Genomic DNA, 21,401 nt, shown 5'->3' with positions numbered 1-21,401 from the left:
TGATGGAGATTCGTGAGGCCCTGACCTTTGACGATGTTCTGCTAGTTCCCGGCGCTTCCGAAGTGCTGCCCAGCACGGCTGATACGCGGACCCGCGTCACCAAGTCGATCTCATTGAACATTCCACTTCTTAGTTCTGCGATGGATACCGTCACCGAGGCGCGTATGGCGATTGCCATGGCACAGGCCGGTGGCATGGGGGTTATTCACAAAAACCTTGATGCCGAGGAACAGTCCCGTCAGATCCGCCGAGTCAAACGGTTTGTCAGCGGCATCGTCTATAACCCCATCACATTGAAAGCGAGCCAGACGCTGGGCGATGCCAAGCTGCTGATGGAGCGTTACCGCGTAACTGGGTTTCCCGTCGTTGACGACGCAGGGCGGGTCATGGGGATTGTAACAAACCGCGATATGCGTTTTGCCGAAAGCGATGACACGCCGGTCTCCGTGATGATGACAGCAGACAACCTAGCGATGCTGCAAGAGCCTGCTGACCTTGAAGAAGCCAAAAGCTTGATGAAAGCTCGCCGGATTGAGAAACTGCTTGTGGTTGATGGCAAGGGCAAGCTGACAGGCCTACTGACCTTGAAAGACACTGAACAAGCGGTATTGAACCCCACAGCCTGCAAAGACGATCTGGGACGCCTGCGCGTTGCAGCGGCAACGTCGGTTGGCGACAGCGGATTTGCGCGCTCGGAAATGTTGATCGACGCTGGGGCTGATGTGATCGTTGTCGACACGGCGCACGGACACTCCAGAGGCGTGCTGGACGCCGTGACCCGAGTCAAGAAACTGTCTAATCAAGTGCAAGTCATCGCCGGTAACGTTGCCACCGGCGAAGCAACCCGCGCGTTGATTGATGCGGGCGCGGATGCTGTCAAAGTCGGCATCGGTCCGGGGTCTATCTGCACCACGCGTATGGTCGCTGGCGTAGGTGTCCCTCAGCTGACAGCCATTATGGATTGCGCTACAGCAGCGGGCGACACGCCGGTGATCGCGGATGGCGGTATCAAGTTCTCTGGCGACTTCGCCAAGGCGATTGCGGCGGGCGCGTCCTGCGCGATGGTCGGATCAATGATCGCAGGCACCGATGAAAGCCCGGGCGAGGTGATCCTCTACAATGGCCGCTCTTACAAATCCTATCGCGGCATGGGCAGCCTTGGTGCCATGGCGCGCGGCTCTGCTGATCGCTATTTCCAGAAAGACGCGGCCTCTGACAAACTGGTGCCGGAAGGCGTTGAAGGTCAGGTGGCCTATAAAGGCTCTGCTGGCACCGTTATCCACCAGTTGGTCGGCGGTCTGCGCGCGGCGATGGGATACACCGGCAACGCGACCGTCGAAGACATGCGCAAGAACTGTCAATTTGTGAAAATCACCGGTGCGGGTTTGAAAGAAAGCCACGTGCATGATGTTCAGATCACCCGCGAATCCCCGAACTACCGGGTCGGTTGATGACACCTGCGGCGCGCGTCCAGACCGCGATTGAGCTTCTAGAGCCAATCCTTGACGGCGCGCCCGCAGAACGGGTTCTGACCAGTTGGGCGCGCCGGTCGCGCTTTGCTGGTTCCAAAGACCGTGCTGCAATCCGCGATCTTGTGTTTGATGCTCTCAGACTTCGGAATTCAGCAGCGCAGGCAGGCAGTGGCGGCACAGCCCGCGCGATCATGTTGGGCATGATCCGCCTGAATGGCGAAGACGTGCAAGCGCTGTTTGACGGCTCTCCTTATGGTCCAGCCCCGCTGAGCGATGGTGAATTGCCAGACACAGAGGTCAAAGCCTGCATCGATCTGCCAGATTGGGTCGCAACAGAGCTTGCGAAAGACCTAGGTGACTCGTTCGCAGAGGTTGAAGCGCTTCTGAAACAACGTGCGCCAGTAATCTTGCGTGTGAACCTGCGCAAGGCGACACTTCCGCAGGCGAAGGCTGCTCTTGCCAAAGAGGGCATCGAGACAAAGGCGCACCCTGCATCTGGGACCGCGCTAGAAGTCACGGAAGGCGCGCGGAAGATTAGGAACTCTGTCGTCTACAAGGACGGTCTGGTTGAGCTACAAGATGCGGCCAGCCAGGCGGCCATTGACCTGTTGCCGCTGCCCGAAGGCGCGCGGGTGCTGGATTACTGCGCGGGCGGTGGCGGGAAGTTGTTGGCCATGGCAGGGCGGTTCCCCGGCACCTATTTTGCCCATGACGCAATTCAATCGCGCCTGCGCGACCTGCCTGAACGCGCACGACGCGCTGGGGTGGATGTGACGGTATTGCAAAGCGACGTGGTTCAATCTGCCGGACCGTTTGATCTGGTCTTCTGCGATGTGCCCTGTTCCGGGTCCGGTACATGGCGACGCGATCCTGATGCCAAATGGAAACTCACCCCAGAGGCACTGGAAGAAACCTGCGCGCTACAGGCCGAGATATTGAGCAAAGCAACGGACTACGTCACGGATCAAGGCCACCTTGTCTATGCAACCTGTTCATTGCTGGCGCGTGAAAACGAACAACAAATCGACCGGTTCATGCAAGATCACCCCAACTGGGACCTCTGCTACCAGCACCATTGGACACCGCTGGACGGCTGCGACGGATTCTTTACGGCCTGCCTAAGGCGTTCGAACTGACCCCTCACAACCCTCTTTGAAATTTCAACCTTTGCGTGCAAAGTTCTCTTTAGAATTTGTTGGTTGTTTTATTCAAAAATGGAATGCGCAATGCATTCTAGGGATTTGGTTTGACGGATCTACAGACACAGAGAACGCAGCGCGACCCTGGCATCACCTATGAGGACATGCCAGTCGCGACCCTAAAGGTCGACACGCATGGCACGATCCTTTCCGCCAACAAGCGTGCGCGGGATTTGATGGGGCCGCAACTTGCGGATAAACCCCGCTTAGGTGACGTGATGGAGGGGCTTGGCCGCCCGATGCTCGCCTGGCTGGGCGAAGCGGCAGAAGGGCGCTCGCAGAATCTAACAGAATTTTTGCGCATCAAACGCGATGACCGAGAGGTGTTTGTGCAAATGACCCTTGGCCGCGTCGTGCGTGACGAACGGGTCGATCTCTATGCGGTGTTGCATGATGCGACGGAACTCAAGACGCTTGAGGCGCAGTTTGTGCAAAGCCAAAAGATGCAGGCGATTGGGCAGCTTGCGGGTGGGATTGCACATGATTTCAACAATCTGCTGACGGCGATTTCAGGGCATTGCGACCTGCTGCTGCTCGACCGGGATGACTCTGACCCAGCGCATGCTGACCTGATGCAAATCCATCAGAACGCCAATCGCGCCGCCGCGCTTGTGGCGCAGCTTCTTGCCTATTCAAGAAAGCAAACCCTGCAGCCGAAAACCGTGGATCTGAGGGCTTTGATCGACGGGCTCACCAAACTATTGCGCCGTTTGCTGGGCACTGACATCAACCTGATTGTCAAACATGGCAGCGATTTGGGGGCAGTGTTTCTTGACCCACAGCAGTTGGAGCAAGTGGTCATCAACCTAGTGGTTAACGCCCGCGATGCCATGCCAAAAGGTGGTGACGTCGTCTTACAGACTGCCAACCTGCACCTTGAAACACCCGAGCAACGAGACCGTGCAACGGTGCCCAAAGGGGACTATGTGACGATCACCGTCAAGGACAGCGGCGTGGGTATTTCGCCGGATAAGCAACGAAAAATCTTTGAACCTTTTTTCACCACCAAGCGGGTGGGCGAAGGCACGGGGCTAGGCCTGTCGACCGCATATGGCATTGTGAAACAGTCCGGTGGGTTCATCTTTGTCGAGAGCGCAGAAGGAGAGGGTGCAGCCTTTACGCTGCTTTTTCCGACGGCGACGACTGCTGGCGGTCTGCATGAACACGCTTCAATAAAGCGCAACGCAACTCTGCCTGCCATGAAGGGCACAATCCTTTTGGTCGAGGACGAAACCCCCGTGCGGGCCTTCGCGGCCCGTGCGTTGCAGTTGAAGGGTTTTCAAGTCACTCAGGCCGCCAGTGGCGAAGTAGCACTGGCAATCGTTCAAAGTGGCGACAAGCAGTTTGACCTGATCGTTTCTGATGTCGCGATGCCGGGGCTTGATGGCCCTACGTGGGCTGAAGATGCTATGCGCACCATACCAACGCTTCCAGTCATCTTCATGTCAGGCTACGCCGAAGAGAAACTGGGGGCGCTGCCCGATGCGCTTTCGCATGCGGTATTTCTGCCCAAACCCTTTTCTTTGTCCGACCTCATCGCAGCGGTTCAAGATCAGTTGCGCGGCGCGTCACCCTAAGCTCACATAAAGCGCAAATTCCGCTGCATGTGTCTTTTGCAAAAGCGCACGCACGTCAGGCGACAGCGTCAGGTCCATCTGAGGGGATGCATTCGCCCTCGTTAGCTCTGGCACATCAGATAGACGCTCGTCCAAAAACGAAAGAATGGCGTCTTGGTCCTCATATCGGAACAGGTGTGTCACACGTGTGCCATTGGGCCGCGGCTCCAAAAATTTCGCCTGGCTTCCTACATTGGCAAAGGCGCGACGCTCTTCCTTGCAATACTCTGTCACGAAGTCGTCAAAACTCACATCGTGCGTCGATGCGGGTGTGCCCTTGGTAAACGGACGCCTGCGATACCGATACCAACTGCCCAGCCAATCCACCGGGTCGCGCATTACGGCCATGATGTCCATCGAGTCGACACCGCAGGCTTTTTCGAACATTGGACGGAAAAACCGGTTATAGCGAAAGACCGGCGCGTGTTTCAGTTCCGGAGGATCGTTGATCACGATGTCCGCCCGTGGCCCCAATGCCTGCGCTAAGGCGGTTGTCCCGGTCTTTGGCACCGCAAGGATCACAAGTTTTTCTTTCCAGAAAACAAGCATTTACACGCCTTTATTTTTGTTCTGCACGAGATTTTCTCATCGTAAACTAACGCTTAATGCTTTTGGTCAAAAGTAATTTTAGCAAGTTTTTTATTGAAATGTTCCCGTTTTGATCTCATAAGAATGAGAACAAGACGAGAACAAGCCAATCATTGCCGCCTTTGTGCGGGTGTGGAATAAGGAAGCAACCAAATGGCAACGGCAGATTTATTGAACATGAGCAGCAAGGCATCTTCAGACAAACAAAAGGCGCTTGATAGCGCACTGGCCCAGATCGAGCGGCAGTTCGGCAAAGGCTCGATTATGAAGCTGGGGGACGGCAACGTTTTTCAGGAAATCGAAGCGACCTCAACCGGGTCATTGGGCCTGGATATCGCGCTTGGCATTGGCGGTCTTCCCAAAGGACGGATCATTGAAATCTACGGACCGGAAAGCTCTGGTAAGACAACCCTGACACTGCATTGCGTCGCGGAGGAACAGAAAAAGGGCGGCGTATGCGCCTTTGTAGACGCGGAACATGCGCTTGACCCGCAATATGCCAAAAAGCTGGGCGTGGACCTGGATGAACTGCTGATCTCTCAGCCCGACACGGGTGAACAAGCGCTGGAGATTGTCGATACGCTTGTGCGATCCGGCGCAGTTAATATGGTGGTGGTTGACTCGGTCGCGGCGCTAACGCCGAAATCCGAGCTCGAAGGCGACATGGGCGACAGCAGTGTGGGCGTTCAGGCCCGGTTGATGAGCCAAGCCATGCGAAAGCTGACCGGCTCAATCAACCGTTCGAGATGCACCGTGATTTTCATCAACCAAATTCGGATGAAAATCGGCGTGATGTTCGGCTCTCCGGAAACCACATCCGGCGGCAATGCTTTGAAATTCTATAGCTCCGTCCGCTTGGATATCCGCCGGATCGGCGCTTTGAAAGATCGGGACGAGGTTGTTGGCAACGCCACCCGCGTCAAAGTTGTTAAAAACAAAGTGGCCCCACCGTTCAAGCAGGTTGAATTCGACATCATGTATGGCGAAGGTATCTCTAAAATGGGGGAACTGCTGGACCTAGGTGTGAAAGCCGGAATCGTCGCAAAATCAGGCAGTTGGTTCAGCTATGGTGACGAACGTATCGGGCAGGGCCGCGAAAACGCCAAGCAATTCCTGCGTGAAAATTCGCGGATCGCGCTTCAGATCGAAGATAAAATCCGCGCCGCGCATGGGTTGGATTTTGACATGCCGCCGGGTGTCGATGACAATGATGCCCTGGTGGAAGATAGCTAAGCAACTGTAACAAAGGCCGCGTTCAGCGGCCTTTTTGCTGACCTGTGCAGGTCAAGACTTTATGCGCTGTGGACACCTCCGCCGCGTGGGGATAAACCGTTCTGGAAGCAAGAAACTCTCCAGTGAGCGCACGCATGCCAAGCCTGAACGACATCCGGTCTACATTTCTGAACTACTTTGAAAAGCAGGGGCACCAGATTGTGCCCTCAAGCCCCCTCGTGCCGCGCAACGATCCAACGTTGATGTTCACGAACTCGGGCATGGTTCAATTCAAAAACCTTTTCACCGGAATCGAGACCCGCGACTACAAACGCGCGACCACGTCGCAGAAATGTGTGCGCGCCGGCGGCAAACACAACGATCTTGATAATGTCGGTTACACCGCGCGCCACCACACGTTTTTTGAAATGCTCGGCAACTTTAGCTTTGGCGATTACTTCAAGGACGACGCGATCCCATTTGCTTGGGAGCTGATCACCAAAGAATTCGATATTCCGAAGGACAAGCTTTACACGACGGTCTATCACACCGACGACGAAGCTTTTGAAATCTGGAAAAAAGTCGGCGTCCCAGAAGATCGCATCATCCGTATCGCAACCAGCGACAACTTCTGGCAGATGGGTCCAACCGGCCCCTGTGGTCCGTGCACCGAAATCTTTTACGATCACGGTGACCATATCTGGGGTGGCCCTCCCGGTTCGCCAGAAGAAGACGGCGACCGCTTTATTGAAATCTGGAACGTCGTTTTCATGCAGAACGAGCAGTTCGAAGATGGCTCCATGAAGGCGCTGGACATGCAGTCCATCGACACCGGCATGGGACTGGAACGGATCGGCGCGCTGCTGCAGGGCAGCCACGATAACTACGACACCGACTTGATGAAATCGCTGATCGAGGCCTCGGCGCATGCGACCTCGGTTGATCCCTACGGCGACCAAAACGTGCATCACCGCGTGATTGCCGACCACCTGCGCTCTACCTCCTTCCTAATTGCCGACGGCGTGATGCCATCAAACGATGGCCGTGGGTACGTTTTGCGCCGCATCATGCGCCGCGCGATGCGCCATGCGCACCTCTTGGGTGCAAAAGACCCGGTCATGCACCGCCTTGTCCCAGCGCTGGTCAGCAAGATGGGCGCTGCTTATCCAGAATTGGGCCAAGCCCAGTCATTGATCGAAGAGACGCTTAAACTGGAAGAAACTCGGTTCAAGCAGACTTTGGATCGCGGCTTGAAGTTGTTGGATGACGAAGTGTCTGGACTGTCCGAGGACGCGGCGCTGCCGGGCGAAGCGGCCTTTAAGCTCTATGATACCTACGGCTTCCCACTCGACCTTACGCAGGACGCTTTACGCGAACGTGGTCTGTCAGTGGACACCGATGGCTTTGATACGGCCATGGCCGAACAAAAAGCAAAAGCACGCGCTGCCTGGGCAGGATCCGGCGAAGCGGCAGACAGCACCATCTGGTTTGACATCGCCGATCAGCATGGAACCACAGATTTCCTTGGATACGATACTGAAACTGCCGAAGGTCAGATCACCGCGCTTGTCGCGGACGGCGCGCAGGTCGACAAGGCCGACGGCAAGGTGCAGATCGTTCTGAACCAGACACCTTTCTATGCAGAATCCGGTGGTCAGGTTGGTGACAGTGGCGTGATCAAAACCGAAACCGGCAGCGCGCGTGTCACCGACACCAAGAAAGCCGCTGGCGTCTTTATCCATATCGCCGAAGTGACCGAAGGCCATCTACAAGCCGGGCAGGGCGCACAGCTGACCGTGGATCATGCGCGCCGCACCGCGATCCGTGCCAACCACTCGGCAACGCACCTGTTGCACGAAGCCCTGCGCAATGCGCTTGGCGATCATGTTGCACAGCGTGGGTCCCTAAATGCCGACGACCGCTTGCGGTTTGATTTCAGCCACACCAAGGCGCTGACCTTGGACGAACTGCGCCAAGTTGAGGATGAGGTGAACACCTATATCCGCCAAAACAGCGCGGTTGAAACCCGGATTATGACACCAGATGACGCCCGCGCCATTGGTGCTCAGGCGCTGTTTGGCGAAAAATACGGCGACGAAGTCCGCGTCGTTTCAATGGGCCGCGCGAAAACCGGCAAAGGGCTGGATGGGCAAACCTATTCGCTAGAACTCTGCGGCGGCACCCATGTGCGCCAAACTGGTGATATCGGGGCCTTCGTTACGCTTGGCGACAGCGCCAGCTCTGCCGGTGTGCGCCGGATTGAGGCGCTGACCGGGGCCGATGCCATGCGCTATTTGAGTGAACAAGACCACCGTTTGGCGCAGACGGCCTTGCAACTGAAAGCGCAAACCGCGGATGTGCCCGAACGCGTAAAGGCGTTGCTGGACGAACGCAAAGCGCTGCAGAACGAAGTCGCGCAATTGCGTCGCGAACTTGCTATGGCTGGTGGATCTGGTGACGGAAATGCTGCAGAATCCAAAGAAATCAATGGGGTAAAGTTCGTAGCTCAGGTGCTTTCTGGTGTATCTGGGCGTGATTTGCCCGCTTTGATTGACGAACACAAAGCACGTATTGAAAGTGGTGCCGTGCTGTTGATCGCAGATGCCGATGGCAAAGCCGCTGTTGCGGCAGGCGTCACCAAGGATCTAACCGACACCGTAAAAGCGCCTGATCTTGTGCGTGCAGCGGTCGCGGAACTGGGTGGTAAAGGTGGCGGCGGGCGTCCTGACCTTGCGCAGGGCGGTGCAAAATCCGTCGACAACGCAGAGGCCGCGATCAAAGCAGCCGAAGCGGTTCTGGGTGCCTAATGCCCGCGCTCTGGATCAGCCACGTCACCGTCTCTGATCCAGAGGCCTACGCCGAATACGCAAAATGCGCGGTCCCGGTGATTGAAACCATGGGCGGTCAGTTCATCGCCCGTGGTGCTGCTTTCAAGCAGTTAGAAGGGGTTGGGGCAGATCGACACACAATCATTCGCTTCCCCAGCCTCACTGCTGCCGAAAACTGCTACAACAGCGCCGCCTACCAAGAGGCGGTCCAGTTTGCCGAAGGTGCCTCTGAGCGATCTCTGACCATAATAGAAGTCGACGGATAAAACTGTCGGAATTTTTGCGCGACCGTGCCATCCTAGACGCAAGCAAATTGCGGAGGATAGCATGTCATTGGGTGCGTTTTCGATCAGCCTGTCCGTTAAGGATCTCAAGGCGTCAATCGCCTTTTACGAAACACTGGGCTTTCAACAGTTTCACGATATGTCGGAACATGGCTTTGCCATTCTCAAGAACGGCAGCGCGGTCATTGGCCTGTTCCAGGGCATGTTTGAGGGCAATATCCTGACGTTGAACCCCGGATGGGATCAAAACGCCCAACCTGTGGAGGATTTCGAAGATGTGCGCGACCTGCAAAAGCGGCTGCATGAGGCGGGTATTGCCCTTGAAACCACTGCTGACCCTGACAGCACCGGCCCTGCGAGTTTCATGCTGAAAGATCCGGACGGAAACGCCATCCTCTTTGATCAGCACGTAGATCGGCCAGACTAGGCAAAAAAAATGAGGGCCACAAATTGCGGCCCTTCATCTTTCTAAAAAATACTCCGGGGGTTTGGGGGCTGGCCCCAATCACACCCTTAGCTAGCGACTTTGGACATCCGCTTGCGTTCATGCGGATCCAGATAGCGCTTGCGCAGACGCACCGTGCTTGGCGTGACCTCAACCAACTCATCATCATTGATATAGGCAATCGCCTCTTCCAATGACAGCGACATTGGCGTGGTCAGGCGCACGGCATCATCAGTGCCTGAAGCCCGCACGTTGGTCAGCTTTTTGCCTTTCAGCGGATTCACTTCCAGGTCGTTTTCACGGCTGTGCTCGCCAATGATCATGCCGGTGTAGACATCCGCCTGCGCACCGATCATCATTTTGCCCCGTTCTTCGAGGTTCCACAGCGCATAGGCGACAGAGGTCCCGTTCTCCATGGAGATCAGCACACCAGCGCGACGGCCCGGGATGGCCCCTTTGTATGGGGTCCAGCCGTGGAACACGCGGTTCAGAACACCGGTGCCGCGGGTGTCGGTCAGGAATTCGCCGTGATAGCCGATCAGGCCGCGCGACGGTACATGCGCGATGATCCGGGTTTTGCCCGCACCGGCTGGGCGCATTTCGACCAATTCGCCTTTGCGGGAACCTGTCAGTTTTTCAATAACAGCACCGGAGTATTCGTCATCCACGTCGATGGTGGCTTCTTCGACCGGCTCCATCTTCACGCCGTCTTCTTCGCGCATGATCACCTGCGGACGAGAGATCGACAGTTCGAACCCCTCGCGGCGCATGTTTTCGATCAGAACGCCCATCTGAAGTTCGCCACGACCAGAGACTTCAAACGCCTCGCCGCCCGGCGTGTCGGCGATTTTGATCGCGACGTTGGATTCGGCTTCTTTGTATAGACGGTCACGGATCACACGGGACTGGACTTTTTTGCCGTCACGACCGGCCAGCGGGCTGTCGTTGATGCCAAAGGTCACTGTGATGGTCGGCGGGTCAATCGGCTGCGCGTCCAGCGGCTCATCCACGGCAAGAGCACAAATGGTGTCGGCCACAGTCGCTTTGGACATGCCCGCGATAGACACAATGTCACCGGCCTGCGCTTCTTCGATGTCTTGCTGCGCTAGGCCACGAAACGCTTGAATTTTTGTGACGCGGAACTGTTCGATCTTTTGACCAACGCGCGAGAGCGCCTGAACGGTCGCGCCAACTTTCAACTTCCCGCTTTCCACGCGGCCCGTCAGGATACGGCCTACAAATGGATCTGATCCCAAAGTGGTGGCCAGCATGCGGAAATCGTCGCCTTGCTTTTTGATCTGCTTTGGCTCTGGTACGTGGTTCACGATCAGGTTGAACAGCGCACTCAGGTCTTTGCGTGGGCCATTCAACTCGTGATCTGCCCAGCCATTGCGGCCCGAGGCATACATATGTGGGAAATCAAGCTGGTCTTCATTGGCGTCCAGTGACGCAAACAGGTCAAAGCACTCGTCAAGCGCCCGGTCAGGCTCGGCATCTGGTTTGTCGACCTTGTTCAGAACCACAATCGGACGCAGCCCCAGCGCGAGCGCCTTGGAGGTCACGAATTTCGTCTGCGGCATCGGCCCTTCGGCAGCATCCACCAGCAGAACAACACCGTCGACCATGCTGAGAATACGTTCGACTTCACCGCCAAAGTCTGCGTGGCCGGGTGTGTCAACGATATTGATACGCGTGCCATGCCATTCGACGCTGGTGGGTTTTGCGAAAATCGTAATACCGCGTTCACGTTCCAGATCGTTGCTGTCCATGGCACGTTCGGCCACTTCCTGGTTGGCCCGGAAGGCGCCAGATTGTTTCAGTAGCTCGTCCACGAGCGTGGTTTTACCGTGGTCAACGTGTGCGATGATCGCGATATTGCGAAGGTCCATGGGCCTGCCTCTTAAATGTTCTCGCGCGCCCTAGCGCGAAAGGGGGCAAAAGGCCAGAGGAAAAGGCTGCTATTCTGCGCGCGCGCCGAACCAGTTGCGAATCCGGGCCTGAAGATGTTGCCATAGCGCCGGAGCGCCTTTGGCGACTTTCCAGCCAACGCGGTCTTCCAACTGCTGGCGCGAGACATTGTATTCAAGCCAGCTGTCGCCGCCGGTTTCCAGATTGGCAATCACTGGCTGAACCCGATCCACAGATTTGGCAAAGATGGCGTCATCGCTTTCTGCGGCTTCGAACTCCTCCCAAAGCGCGCGAAGTTCCTTGCGTTGGTCCTCTGGCAAAAGACCAAAAATCCGATCAGCGGCGGCCTGTTCAATGGCTTCCATTTCGGCAATATCATGACTGCCGTGAATGGGTTTGTCGCCCGCATCAATTTCGACGATGTCATGGATCAAAAGCATCTTAATGACGCGATCAATGTTCACGGGCGATTTAGCGTGTTCCGCCAGTATCAAAGCATACATCGCGATATGCCATGAATGCTCACCGGTGTTTTCGCGCCGCGACCCATCACATAGCGTCGTAGCGCGCAGTACCGATTTCAACTTATCGATTTCAGTCAGAAACGCGAGTTGCTGCGACAGCCGCTCATCTGTCTGGTCAAGCATCCGGGTCAAGCCCAGCTGCTTTGGCTGCTGCTGCGATCTTGGCATCAAGCACCTGCCGCGCGCGCACTTCGGAATCGTAAACGCGCACAGCGGTCATAAAGGCCTCATGCATTTTGGAGGATGAGGCCTCTAGCACGGCAGCGATTTCCTGCACCAATGTCAGATCATTCGTTTCTTTCTGCACCAGCAGAACATCACGGGCGAGCTTTTCGGCAAGGGAATCGATGTAGTCCATGGGTTTAGCGTGTGTTTTCCGTCAGGCGGCGCTTTACGTAGTCAGTGACGTTGCCAATCATATGATCCATATGTGGCTCTTCAAAGAAGTGGCCGGACCCTTCGATTTCCTGATGAGTAATCGTGATGCCCTTTTGTTCGTGCAGCTTGTTCACAAGCGCCGTCGTGTCAGACGGTGGCGCGACACGGTCACTGGTGCCATTGATGATCAGGCCCGAAGACGGGCAGGGTGCCAAGAAGCTAAAGTCATACATATTGGCCGGTGGCGACACCGAAATGAAACCCGTGATCTCTGGACGGCGCATCAAAAGCTGCATGCCGATCCAAGCCCCAAAACTAAAGCCAGCAACCCAGCAGTGTTTGGAGTTATTGTTCATGGACTGCAGGTAATCAAGCGCGCTTGCCGCGTCAGACAGTTCGCCTACGCCCTGGTCATATTCGCCCTGCGAACGACCTACGCCACGGAAGTTAAACCGCAGCACAGTGAACCCCATATTATAGAACGCATAGTGCAGGTTATAGACCACTTTGTTGTTCATGGTCCCGCCAAATTGCGGGTGCGGATGCAGCACAATCGCAATTGGTGCATCACGGTCTTTTTGGGGGTGGTAACGGCCTTCAAGACGACCTTCGGGTCCTGGAAAAATGACCTCGGGCATAGGGTTTCCCTGCTCCTGTTTATGGGCATAAGCATTTCTTGACGAATTTGCTCAGCCACCTTAGAACGGTTCTAATAAATCGGATTGGACAGTCGGTCCAACGGCGCTCATAGCGATGTAAGCATTGAAGCGTTTCAGGTCAATCAATTCGCTTGGGAGCGGGAGAAATGAAACTTTCGACCAAAGGCCGCTATGCGGTGGTTGCCCTTGCAGATATCGCCCTGCAACCGACTGAAAAGCTTGTGACTTTGTCCGAAATTTCAACGCGTCAGGATATTTCGCTCGCTTATCTTGAGCAGTTGTTCGTAAAGCTCCGCCGTGCGGAACTTGTTGAATCGGTACGCGGCCCCGGCGGCGGCTATCGGTTGGCACGACCCACAGCCGAGATTCGAATTGTCGACATCCTGTCGGCGGTCGATGAAACCGTTTCCGCATTGCACACTGGGGCAGGCGCGTCTGGTGCGCAGTCTGGCTCTCGGGCGCAGTCGATGGCCAACCGTCTTTGGGAAGGCCTGTCTGCGCATGTTTACGTGTTTTTGCATCAGACGCGCCTGTCCGATGTGGTGCAAAACGGCCTCGCGCCGTGCCCAGCAGTGCCAACGTTGTTTTCCGTGGTGGATGATTGCGAGTGAGAGCCTACCTTGATCATAACGCTACAACGCCGCTGCGCCCGGAGGCGCGCGAGGCGATGATTGCCGCGATGGATGTTGTCGGCAATCCGTCTTCTGTGCATGCAGAAGGGCGTAAGGCGAAATCTTTGCTCGAAAAAGCCCGCGCGGATGTTGCCTCAGCATTTGGGGCGGATGGGGCGGATGTGATCTTCACCTCTAGCGCCACGGAGGCGGCCGCTTTGGCCATGGAAGGGCGTGGCTTTTCCGGATCGTCAGTTGAACATGACGCGGTAAGAGCTTGGATTGAAAATGAAATACCAACAGCCGCTGATGGCAGTGTAACTGTTGATGACCCTGCCAAAGCAACTTTGCAGATTGCCAATTCCGAAACCGGGATCGTGCAAAAACTGCCGCAGGGCCTCGCGCTTTGCGATGCGACACAGGCCTTTGGGAAACTGCCGATTGCCTTCAACTGGCTGGGTTGTGATATGGCGATTGTTTCTGCCCACAAACTCGGTGGGCCTAAAGGCATTGGGGCATTGGTCGTAAAACGCGGCACGGATGTGCAGGCGCGGCTCAAGGGCGGCGGGCAAGAGATGGGACGCCGCGCGGGCACCGAAAACATCATCGGTGCCGCGGGGTTTGCCGCCGCTGCCACAGCAGCAGTGCGCGACCTGGACGCGGGCGTTTGGGATGCGGTCAAACGGCTACGCGATTTGTTGGAAACCACCCTTGCCGACGCGGCACCGGACACCATCTTTATCGGGAAGGATGCGGACCGTCTGCCCAACACTTCTTGCCTTGCGGTTCCCGGCTGGAAAGGCGAAACGCAAGTGATGCAAATGGATCTGGCTGGCTACGCCATTTCGGCAGGCTCTGCCTGCTCGTCAGGCAAGGTCAAAGCAAGCGCCGTTTTGACGGCTATGGGATATGACGCCACCGTGGCGTCCAGCGCGATACGGGTCAGTCTTGGCCCAGAGAACACAGAAGAACAGGTTTTGGGTTTCGCCAATAAGTGGCTGACCCAATTGGAAAAATACCGCGCCAAAGCGGCGTGAGAGTAGGAGACGCAGATGGCCACGATGGAACACACAGACGTCAAAGAAGGCGTTGATCAGGAGACGGTCGACGCGGTTCGTGAAGTCGGTGGCAAGTACAAATACGGTTGGGAAACCGAGATCGAGATGGAGTACGCTCCGAAAGGTCTGAACGAAGACATCGTGCGTCTGATTTCTGAAAAGAATGAAGAACCTGAATGGATGACCGATTGGCGGCTGGAAGCGTTCAAGCGTTGGCTGACCAAGGAAGAACCCAAGTGGGCGATGGTCAACTATCCAGAGATCGACTTTCAGGACCAGTATTACTACGCCCGTCCAAAGAGCATGGAAGAAAAGCCCAAGTCGCTGGATGACGTTGACCCAAAGCTGTTGGAAACCTACCAGAAACTGGGCATCCCATTGAAAGAACAGATGATTTTGGCTGGCGTCGAAGGCGCCGAGGACGCACCAGCCGAAGGCCGCAAGGTGGCCGTTGATGCGGTATTTGACTCTGTCTCTGTTGGCACAACCTTCCAAGCCGAACTGAAAAAGGCTGGCGTGATCTTCTGCTCGATCAGCGAAGCCATCAAAGAGCACCCAGAGCTGGTCAAGAAATACCTTGGGTCGGTCGTGCCGGTCTCTGACAACTTCTATGCCACGCTGAACAGCGCCGTCTTCTCTGACGGGTCTTTCGTTTACATCCCACCGGGTGTGCGCTGCCCGATGGAGCTGTCGACCTATTTCCGCATCAATGCAGAAAACACTGGCCAGTTCGAACGCACATTGATCATCGCCGATAAAGGCAGCTATGTCAGTTACTTAGAGGGTTGCACTGCACCACAACGCGACACAGCGCAGCTGCACGCGGCCGTGGTTGAAATCATCATCGAAGAAGATGCAGAGGTGAAATACTCCACCGTTCAAAACTGGTTCCCCGGTGATGAAAACGGCAAAGGCGGCATCTATAACTTCGTGACCAAACGCGCCGATTGCCGGGGCGACCGCGCGAAGGTGATGTGGACACAGGTTGAAACCGGTTCTGCCGTGACGTGGAAATACCCATCCTGCATCCTGCGTGGGGATGACAGCCAAGGCGAGTTCTATTCCATCGCCATCGCCAACAACCACCAGCAGGCCGATACTGGTACAAAGATGATCCACTTGGGCAAAAACACCAAGTCGCGCATTGTGTCGAAAGGCATCTCCGCTGGTGTGGCGCAGAACACCTACCGTGGTCTGGTATCGATGCACCCGAAAGCCAAGAATTCACGCAATTACACGCAATGTGACAGTTTGCTGATTGGCGATAAATGCGGAGCGCACACCGTTCCGTATATTGAGGTGAAGAACAATAGCTCGCGTGTGGAGCACGAAGCAACGACATCCAAGGTGGATGACGAGCAAATGTTCTACTGCCGCCAGCGTGGCATGGACGAAGAAGAGGCTGTTGCCCTGATCGTGAACGGTTTCGCCAAGGAAGTGCTGCAGGCGCTGCCGATGGAATTCGCCATGGAGGCGCAGCAATTGGTTGCAATTAGCCTTGAGGGATCTGTGGGTTAATGGAAACCATTCAGCAACTTATGCAGCAATCCCTTGGGGTAGGCGTCGGGATGACCATCGGTTGCCTCATCGGCCTGAGCATTCGCAAACGTAAAGGCAATAGCGAGGGTCTGATCGGCGGATCGGTCTTTGTAACCTCCGCGCTGGTTGGGGCGGTCTGTATGGCCATTATGATGTTTATCAATTGGATTGGAAGCTGAGATGATTATCACCACCACCAATTCCGTCGAAGGACGTAAAATCACCGAATACCGCGGCATTGTCGTGGGCGAGGCCATAATGGGCGCAAACGTTGTGCGCGATGTCTTTGCCTCGATCACCGATATAGTCGGCGGGCGTTCAGGGGCTTACGAAAGCAAGCTGCAGGATGCGCGCGACACCGCTCTGCGTGAGTTGGAAGAACGTGCGCTGTCCAAAGGGGCAAATGCGGTTGTCGGCGTGGATTTGGACTACGAAGTGGTCGGTCAATCCATGCTGATGGTCTCGGCCTCTGGCACAGCGGTGGTGCTGGGCTGATGGTTCGGGCGATGATCATGGCAGCCTGCACGACCGGTCTTTTCTGTGCCGGTTTTGCTTTCGTGATCAGCCAGATCGCCCCGATGCTAACGAATACACAAGTGCTGACGACCAGTTTCGTCAGCGGGTTTCTAGGGTCTGTTGTGGCCCAAATACTAATCAAGAGATGACCGCCGACGCGCGGGCGGATGAGGAAAATAACATGTTGGAAATCAAAGGCCTGAAGGTCAAACTTGAAGACGAAGATAAGCAAATCCTGAAGGGCGTTGACCTGACGGTCGGAGCTGGCAAAGTGCATGCGATCATGGGGCCAAACGGTTCCGGCAAATCGACATTGTCTTACGTCCTGTCTGGTCGCGATGGCTATGAAGTAACAGAGGGTTCGGCGACTTTGGGTGGCGAAGACCTGCTGGAACTCGAAGCCGAAGAGCGTGCGGCGCTGGGGCTTTTCCTTGCGTTCCAATACCCGGTGGAAATTCCCGGCGTTGGCAACATGACCTTCCTGCGCACGGCCGTGAACGCGCAACGCAAGGCGCGTGGCGAAGAAGAAATGTCTGCTGCGGACTTCCTGAAAGTGATCCGCGCCAAGGCAAAAACGCTGAAGATCGACGCCGATATGCTGAAACGCCCGGTCAACGTTGGCTTCTCTGGCGGTGAAAAGAAACGCAACGAAATTCTGCAGATGGCGATGCTGGAACCAAAGATGTGCATCCTTGACGAAACGGACTCTGGTCTGGACGTCGATGCCATGAAACTGGTGTCAGAGGGCGTGAACGCGCTGCGCGACGCAGGCCGTGGCTTCCTAGTGATCACCCACTACCAACGTCTGCTGGATCACATCAAACCAGACGTTGTGCACATTATGGCAGACGGTCGTATTGTGAAAACCGGTGGCCCAGAACTGGCCCTGGAAGTCGAAAACAACGGCTACGCAGACATCTTGGCGGAGATGGCGTAATGGGCTTTTTGCAACAGAAACAGGAAGCGACAGCTGCGCTGCTGGACGGGATTTCCGTCCCAGCCGGGGCAGTGTGGATCACCGCGATCCGCGACGCCGCCATGGCGCGCGTTATCGAAAATGGTTTGCCACACCGTCGTGACGAATATTGGAAATACACCCGTCCGGACACTCTGACCGCGCAAGATGTCATTCCTGCGGCACCATTTGAACATGGTGAAGCGCCGATGTTTGACGATATCGACCGCCTAAAGGTTGTCTTTGTCGATGGCATTTTTGATGCCGATCAATCCGACGATCTTGAGGGCGAAGGGCTGACAATCGAATGTCTGTCTGACATCGTGAACAAAGATATCCATTGGGCCAAAGAGCTTTATGGTCAGCTAGAAGCGAACGGCCAAACGCCGGTTCAGCGCCCGCTTGCCGCCTTGAACACTGCCCTTGCCGAAGATGGGATCATCATTCGCGTCACTGGCCAAGTCTCTCGTCCGATTAGCTTTTTCTATAAGCACGAAGACGAAAACTCTGACGCAATTTTGCACCATGTGATCAAACTGGAGGAGGGAGCATCCCTCACTTTGCTGGAAAATGGTCCGGCCGCAGCGCGGTTCAACAAGGTGCTGGAAGTGTATGTTGCTGACAAAGCTGCGTTCAACCATGTGCGCGCGCAGGGCCGCGATCATGAGCGTCGCGCGGCGACGCATATTTTCGGGCGTCTCGGTACAGAAAGCAGCTTTAAGTCCTTCACACTGACCGTAAACGGTGTTCTGACGCGCAATGAATGTGTACTGGAACTAACGGGCGACGATGCCATCGCCCATGTCGCCGGTGCCTGCGTCGGAGACGGCGATTTTCACCACGACGATACGGTCTTTGTCACCCATGACGCCGTCGCCTGCGAAAGCCGTCAGGTTTTCAAAAAGGTGCTGCGCAATGGGGCGACGGGTGTTTTCCAGGGCAAAATCCTCGTGAAACCGGGTGCTCAGAAGACTGACGGCTATCAGATCAGCCAATCGCTTCTGCTGGATGAGGACAGCCAGTTCCTCGCCAAGCCTGAGCTTGAAATCTACGCGGATGACGTCGCCTGTTCGCATGGCTCGACCTCTGGTGCGATTGACGAAGATGGGTTGTTCTATCTGCGCGCGCGTGGTGTCCCCAAGGACATCGCGACCGACCTGATGACGCTCGCGTTTTTGGCGGAAGCCGTGGAAGAGATTGAAAACGAAGCGCTGGCAGACTGTATCCTAACCCGCCTAGAAGGCTGGTTGGAGCGTCGTCGCGGCTGATGTCAATCACGCAAGACATTCTGGCGACCTACCGTCGGCCTAAATCTGTCGCCGTAAGGCGGCAGGCCAACGGCCCACGAGAGGATCGCGCTTTGGCGATCCTGATGGCAGCCTGTATCGTGATTTTCGTTGCCCAATGGCCGCGCCTGTCGCGCGAGGCGCATCTGAGCGAAACAGACATCATGCCCCTGATTGGCGGGGCGCTTATGGGCTGGGTGTTTATGGCGCCTCTGTTTTTTTATGCGATCGCCTTTGTCACACAATTGGTCCTGAAAGGATTTGGCGGAACCACTGGCTACCGCGCCCGTATGGCACTGTTCTGGGCCTTGCTGGCGGGCAGTCCGGTGATCTTGTTTCAAGGGCTTGTCGCGGGCTTTATTGGCCCCGGTCTCTTGAACAACCTCGTCAGCTTGATATGGCTGGTGGCGTTCTTTGTGTTCTGGATTGCGGGGCTTTCGGTCGCGCGCAATAAAGCGGACTGAGCCATGTGGAAGCAACTGTTTCTTGATACGATCTATGTGCCACGCACAGCGGCCAGTCGGCTGCTGGGTCTGCAGCTGGCGCGTTCAGAGACTTGGGCCGCATTAGCTTTGGCCTCCGTTTTGAATGCCATTGCGTTTTTCATCACGGCGCTGGTCTTTCCTTTCACGCAATCGCCGATCTTTGAAATCCTATCGCCAGTAACGATGGCAACGCTTTTGTTTGTCATTATGATCGTTGGCGCAGGCTCTCTGTTCTATGCAGGAAAATTCATCGGCGGTGCCGCCAGTTTTGACGACGTCCTCGTTCTGGTGACTTGGTTGCAATACATGCGTTTTGCCGTGCAAGTCATCGGCTTTGGCTTGATGCTCTTTATCCCAAGCCTTGCCAATGTCGTGATGATGGTCGCCAGCCTTTACGGGATCTGGATCTTATTGAACTTTATGAATGAGGCGCAGGGGTTTGATTCCCTTGGGAAATCCACCGCCAACCTGCTGTTTTCGTTTCTTGGCCTGACCGTCGTTCTCTCCATCCTTTTCTCAGTCGCCGGGCTGGGTGTCGTCGAGTAATCAATATGTATGATGTGCAAAAAATTCGCGCAGATTTTCCCATTCTGGCGCGTGAAGTGAATGGCAAACCGCTGGTCTATCTCGACAACGGGGCTTCGGCCCAAAAGCCGCAAGTTGTGATTGACGCGATCACCAATGCCTACGCCAACGAATATGCGAATGTGCATCGCGGCTTGCACTTCCTTAGCAATCTCGCGACGGAAAAATATGAAAGCGTGCGCGGCACCATTGCCAAGTTTCTTGGCGCGGCCTCTGAAGATGAGATCGTGCTGAATTCAGGCACCACCGAAGGCATCAATATGGTTGCCTATGGCTGGGCCATGCCCCGGTTAGAAGCAGGGGATGAAATCCTGCTGAGTGTCATGGAGCACCACGCCAATATCGTACCATGGCATTTCCTGCGCGAACGTCAGGGTGTGGTTCTGAAATGGGTCGATGTGGCCGCTGACGGCAGCCTTGATCCGCAGGCTGTGATTGACTCCATGGGGCCAAAAACAAAGTTGGTCGCGATCACACAATGCTCCAACGTGCTGGGCACGATGGTCGATGTGAAAACGATCACGCAAGAAGCACATGCGCGAGGCATTCCTGTCTTGGTTGATGGCTCGCAAGGCGCGGTCCATGCGCCCGTGAATGTTCAGGACATCGGCTGCGATTTCTATGCGATTACGGGCCACAAACTTTATGGTCCCTCAGGCTCTGGCGCGACCTATGTGAAAAAAGACCGCATGGCTGAAATGCGCCCCTTTATCGGCGGCGGCGATATGATCAAAGAGGTCAGCAAAGATGCGGTGATCTATAATGATCCCCCGATGAAGTTCGAAGCTGGTACGCCCGGCATCGTTCAGACCATCGGTTTGGGCGTCGCGCTAGAGTATCTGATGGATGTCGGAATGCAGAACATCGCCGCGCACGAAAGTGCATTGCGGGACTACGCAGCCGCGAAATTCAATGGGCTGAATTGGCTGAATATCCAGGGCAACGCCCCCGGCAAAGCCGCGATTTTTAGCATGACCTTACAAGGCGCGGCGCACGCACATGACATTTCCACGATCCTCGACAAGCGCGGCGTGGCGGTCAGGGCGGGGCACCACTGTGCCGGTCCACTGATGGATCACCTCGGTGTCAGCGCGACCTGCCGCGCGTCATTCGGGATGTACAACACGACCGAAGAAATCGACGTATTGGTCAACGCGCTAGAGCTCGCGCATGAATTACTGGCCTAGCCAGCTTATTGCGCCGCAAGTCTTTTTCACGCTTGCGGCGAAATTTCCTCGGGCTATAACGGCCCT

At 55.8% G+C, this 21,401-nt stretch carries 22 protein-coding genes; 17 read left to right on the top strand and 5 right to left on the bottom strand.

What is annotated here, in order from left to right:
• Positions 1-2 precede the first annotated feature (2 nt).
• The 3 genes from guaB to BUA39_RS01230 all read left to right on the top strand — a co-directional run bounded on the left by guaB (position 3) and on the right by BUA39_RS01230 (position 4,248).
• Positions 3-1,451, top strand: coding sequence for an IMP dehydrogenase (gene guaB / locus BUA39_RS01240; RefSeq protein WP_072789735.1), 1,449 nt, complete (start codon positions 3-5; stop codon positions 1,449-1,451).
• On the top strand, positions 1,451-2,608 hold the full coding sequence (locus tag BUA39_RS01235; protein ID WP_072789732.1) for an RsmB/NOP family class I SAM-dependent RNA methyltransferase: 1,158 nt from the start codon (positions 1,451-1,453) through the stop codon (positions 2,606-2,608). Before guaB ends, BUA39_RS01235 begins: the two co-directional genes overlap by 1 nt.
• Before the next feature lie 110 nt (positions 2,609-2,718).
• Positions 2,719-4,248 carry an ATP-binding protein gene (locus BUA39_RS01230; RefSeq protein ID WP_131814552.1) on the top strand — a complete coding sequence of 510 codons (1,530 nt, stop codon included), beginning with the start codon at positions 2,719-2,721 and terminating at the stop codon, positions 4,246-4,248.
• Here BUA39_RS01230 and BUA39_RS01225 read toward each other — a convergent pair.
• Positions 4,240-4,836: a gamma-glutamyl kinase gene (locus BUA39_RS01225; RefSeq protein WP_072789728.1), complete on the bottom strand. Its 597-nt coding sequence runs from the start codon at positions 4,834-4,836 to the stop codon at positions 4,240-4,242. The genes BUA39_RS01230 and BUA39_RS01225 overlap by 9 nt on opposite strands.
• Positions 4,837-5,028: 192 nt before the next feature.
• Here BUA39_RS01225 and recA point away from each other — a divergent pair, with 192 nt between their 5' ends.
• The 4 genes from recA to BUA39_RS01205 all read left to right on the top strand — a co-directional run bounded on the left by recA (position 5,029) and on the right by BUA39_RS01205 (position 9,626).
• Positions 5,029-6,108, top strand: a complete 1,080-nt coding sequence (gene recA / locus BUA39_RS01220; protein WP_072789726.1) for a recombinase RecA — start codon at positions 5,029-5,031, stop codon at positions 6,106-6,108.
• Between the two features lie 134 nt (positions 6,109-6,242).
• The gene (alaS, locus tag BUA39_RS01215) at positions 6,243-8,894 is read left to right on the top strand and encodes an alanine--tRNA ligase (protein ID WP_072789724.1); all 2,652 of its coding nucleotides are present in this window, start codon (positions 6,243-6,245) and stop codon (positions 8,892-8,894) included.
• Positions 8,894-9,181, top strand: coding sequence for a DUF1330 domain-containing protein (locus BUA39_RS01210; RefSeq protein ID WP_072789722.1), 288 nt, complete (start codon positions 8,894-8,896; stop codon positions 9,179-9,181). The genes alaS and BUA39_RS01210 overlap by 1 nt, the downstream gene beginning before the upstream one ends.
• 61 nt (positions 9,182-9,242) lie before the next feature.
• Entirely contained in the window at positions 9,243-9,626 is a 384-nt protein-coding gene (locus tag BUA39_RS01205) for a VOC family protein (protein ID WP_072789721.1), read from the top strand.
• A gap of 86 nt (positions 9,627-9,712) precedes the next feature.
• Here the strand turns inward: BUA39_RS01205 and typA are convergent, their stop codons facing one another.
• The 4 genes from typA to BUA39_RS01185 all read right to left on the bottom strand — a co-directional run bounded on the left by typA (position 9,713) and on the right by BUA39_RS01185 (position 13,092).
• Positions 9,713-11,533, bottom strand: coding sequence for a translational GTPase TypA (gene typA / locus BUA39_RS01200; RefSeq protein WP_072789719.1), 1,821 nt, complete (start codon positions 11,531-11,533; stop codon positions 9,713-9,715).
• Between the two features lie 69 nt (positions 11,534-11,602).
• The gene (locus BUA39_RS01195; protein ID WP_072789717.1) at positions 11,603-12,199 is read right to left on the bottom strand and encodes an HD domain-containing protein; all 597 of its coding nucleotides are present in this window, start codon (positions 12,197-12,199) and stop codon (positions 11,603-11,605) included.
• Positions 12,192-12,434 carry a hypothetical protein gene (locus BUA39_RS01190; protein ID WP_072789715.1) on the bottom strand — a complete coding sequence of 81 codons (243 nt, stop codon included), beginning with the start codon at positions 12,432-12,434 and terminating at the stop codon, positions 12,192-12,194. The genes BUA39_RS01195 and BUA39_RS01190 overlap by 8 nt, the downstream gene beginning before the upstream one ends.
• Before the next feature lie 4 nt (positions 12,435-12,438).
• Positions 12,439-13,092 carry an alpha/beta hydrolase gene (locus BUA39_RS01185; protein WP_072789712.1) on the bottom strand — a complete coding sequence of 218 codons (654 nt, stop codon included), beginning with the start codon at positions 13,090-13,092 and terminating at the stop codon, positions 12,439-12,441.
• A 167-nt stretch (positions 13,093-13,259) separates the two neighbouring features.
• Here BUA39_RS01185 and iscR point away from each other — a divergent pair, with 167 nt between their 5' ends.
• The 10 genes from iscR to BUA39_RS01135 all read left to right on the top strand — a co-directional run bounded on the left by iscR (position 13,260) and on the right by BUA39_RS01135 (position 21,335).
• Positions 13,260-13,724, top strand: a complete 465-nt coding sequence (gene iscR, locus BUA39_RS01180) for a Fe-S cluster assembly transcriptional regulator IscR (RefSeq protein WP_072789709.1) — start codon at positions 13,260-13,262, stop codon at positions 13,722-13,724.
• A complete protein-coding gene (locus tag BUA39_RS01175) occupies positions 13,721-14,761 on the top strand; it encodes a cysteine desulfurase family protein (protein ID WP_072789706.1) in 1,041 nt (346 codons plus the stop codon). Before iscR ends, BUA39_RS01175 begins: the two co-directional genes overlap by 4 nt.
• Before the next feature lie 15 nt (positions 14,762-14,776).
• Complete coding sequence (gene sufB / locus BUA39_RS01170; RefSeq protein ID WP_072789693.1) at positions 14,777-16,300, top strand: Fe-S cluster assembly protein SufB; 1,524 nt, start codon at positions 14,777-14,779, stop codon at positions 16,298-16,300.
• Entirely contained in the window at positions 16,300-16,500 is a 201-nt protein-coding gene (locus BUA39_RS01165; RefSeq protein ID WP_072789690.1) for a hypothetical protein, read from the top strand. The genes sufB and BUA39_RS01165 overlap by 1 nt, the downstream gene beginning before the upstream one ends.
• Position 16,501: 1 nt before the next feature.
• Positions 16,502-16,816 (top strand): heavy metal-binding domain-containing protein, encoded by a 315-nt coding sequence (locus tag BUA39_RS01160; protein WP_072789687.1) that lies wholly within the window; start codon positions 16,502-16,504, stop codon positions 16,814-16,816.
• 202 nt (positions 16,817-17,018) lie between these two features.
• A complete protein-coding gene (sufC, locus tag BUA39_RS01155) occupies positions 17,019-17,774 on the top strand; it encodes a Fe-S cluster assembly ATPase SufC (RefSeq protein WP_072791645.1) in 756 nt (251 codons plus the stop codon).
• Positions 17,774-19,060 (top strand): SufB/SufD family protein, encoded by a 1,287-nt coding sequence (locus BUA39_RS01150; protein WP_072789684.1) that lies wholly within the window; start codon positions 17,774-17,776, stop codon positions 19,058-19,060. Before sufC ends, BUA39_RS01150 begins: the two co-directional genes overlap by 1 nt.
• On the top strand, positions 19,060-19,542 hold the full coding sequence (locus BUA39_RS01145) for a YIP1 family protein (RefSeq protein ID WP_072789681.1): 483 nt from the start codon (positions 19,060-19,062) through the stop codon (positions 19,540-19,542). Before BUA39_RS01150 ends, BUA39_RS01145 begins: the two co-directional genes overlap by 1 nt.
• A 3-nt stretch (positions 19,543-19,545) precedes the next feature.
• Positions 19,546-20,109 (top strand): YIP1 family protein, encoded by a 564-nt coding sequence (locus BUA39_RS01140; RefSeq protein ID WP_072789678.1) that lies wholly within the window; start codon positions 19,546-19,548, stop codon positions 20,107-20,109.
• A gap of 5 nt (positions 20,110-20,114) precedes the next feature.
• Positions 20,115-21,335: a cysteine desulfurase gene (locus tag BUA39_RS01135; protein WP_072789675.1), complete on the top strand. Its 1,221-nt coding sequence runs from the start codon at positions 20,115-20,117 to the stop codon at positions 21,333-21,335.
• The last annotated feature ends 66 nt before the right edge of the window (positions 21,336-21,401 follow it).

This window comes from Cognatishimia maritima (assembly GCF_900129685.1).
GTDB lineage: Bacteria > Pseudomonadota > Alphaproteobacteria > Rhodobacterales > Rhodobacteraceae > Cognatishimia > Cognatishimia maritima.
The sequence above is the reverse complement of the archived record's forward strand: the minus strand, read 5'-3'. Positions and strand labels throughout refer to the sequence as shown.

Coding starts and splice junctions, on each gene's coding strand:
- guaB (WP_072789735.1), top strand. CDS start 3: ATGGAGATTCGTGAGGCCCTGACCTTTGACGATGTTCTGCTAGTTCCC.
- BUA39_RS01140 (WP_072789678.1), top strand. CDS start 19,546: ATGTGGAAGCAACTGTTTCTTGATACGATCTATGTGCCACGCACAGCG.
- BUA39_RS01150 (WP_072789684.1), top strand. CDS start 17,774: ATGGGCTTTTTGCAACAGAAACAGGAAGCGACAGCTGCGCTGCTGGAC.
- BUA39_RS01235 (WP_072789732.1), top strand. CDS start 1,451: ATGACACCTGCGGCGCGCGTCCAGACCGCGATTGAGCTTCTAGAGCCA.
- typA (WP_072789719.1), bottom strand. CDS start 11,533: ATGGACCTTCGCAATATCGCGATCATCGCACACGTTGACCACGGTAAA.
- BUA39_RS01135 (WP_072789675.1), top strand. CDS start 20,115: ATGTATGATGTGCAAAAAATTCGCGCAGATTTTCCCATTCTGGCGCGT.
- BUA39_RS01210 (WP_072789722.1), top strand. CDS start 8,894: ATGCCCGCGCTCTGGATCAGCCACGTCACCGTCTCTGATCCAGAGGCC.
- BUA39_RS01165 (WP_072789690.1), top strand. CDS start 16,300: ATGGAAACCATTCAGCAACTTATGCAGCAATCCCTTGGGGTAGGCGTC.
- BUA39_RS01145 (WP_072789681.1), top strand. CDS start 19,060: ATGTCAATCACGCAAGACATTCTGGCGACCTACCGTCGGCCTAAATCT.
- iscR (WP_072789709.1), top strand. CDS start 13,260: ATGAAACTTTCGACCAAAGGCCGCTATGCGGTGGTTGCCCTTGCAGAT.
- sufB (WP_072789693.1), top strand. CDS start 14,777: ATGGCCACGATGGAACACACAGACGTCAAAGAAGGCGTTGATCAGGAG.
- BUA39_RS01185 (WP_072789712.1), bottom strand. CDS start 13,092: ATGCCCGAGGTCATTTTTCCAGGACCCGAAGGTCGTCTTGAAGGCCGT.
- alaS (WP_072789724.1), top strand. CDS start 6,243: ATGCCAAGCCTGAACGACATCCGGTCTACATTTCTGAACTACTTTGAA.
- BUA39_RS01160 (WP_072789687.1), top strand. CDS start 16,502: ATGATTATCACCACCACCAATTCCGTCGAAGGACGTAAAATCACCGAA.
- sufC (WP_072791645.1), top strand. CDS start 17,019: ATGTTGGAAATCAAAGGCCTGAAGGTCAAACTTGAAGACGAAGATAAG.
- BUA39_RS01205 (WP_072789721.1), top strand. CDS start 9,243: ATGTCATTGGGTGCGTTTTCGATCAGCCTGTCCGTTAAGGATCTCAAG.
- recA (WP_072789726.1), top strand. CDS start 5,029: ATGGCAACGGCAGATTTATTGAACATGAGCAGCAAGGCATCTTCAGAC.
- BUA39_RS01195 (WP_072789717.1), bottom strand. CDS start 12,199: ATGCTTGACCAGACAGATGAGCGGCTGTCGCAGCAACTCGCGTTTCTG.
- BUA39_RS01190 (WP_072789715.1), bottom strand. CDS start 12,434: ATGGACTACATCGATTCCCTTGCCGAAAAGCTCGCCCGTGATGTTCTG.
- BUA39_RS01225 (WP_072789728.1), bottom strand. CDS start 4,836: ATGCTTGTTTTCTGGAAAGAAAAACTTGTGATCCTTGCGGTGCCAAAG.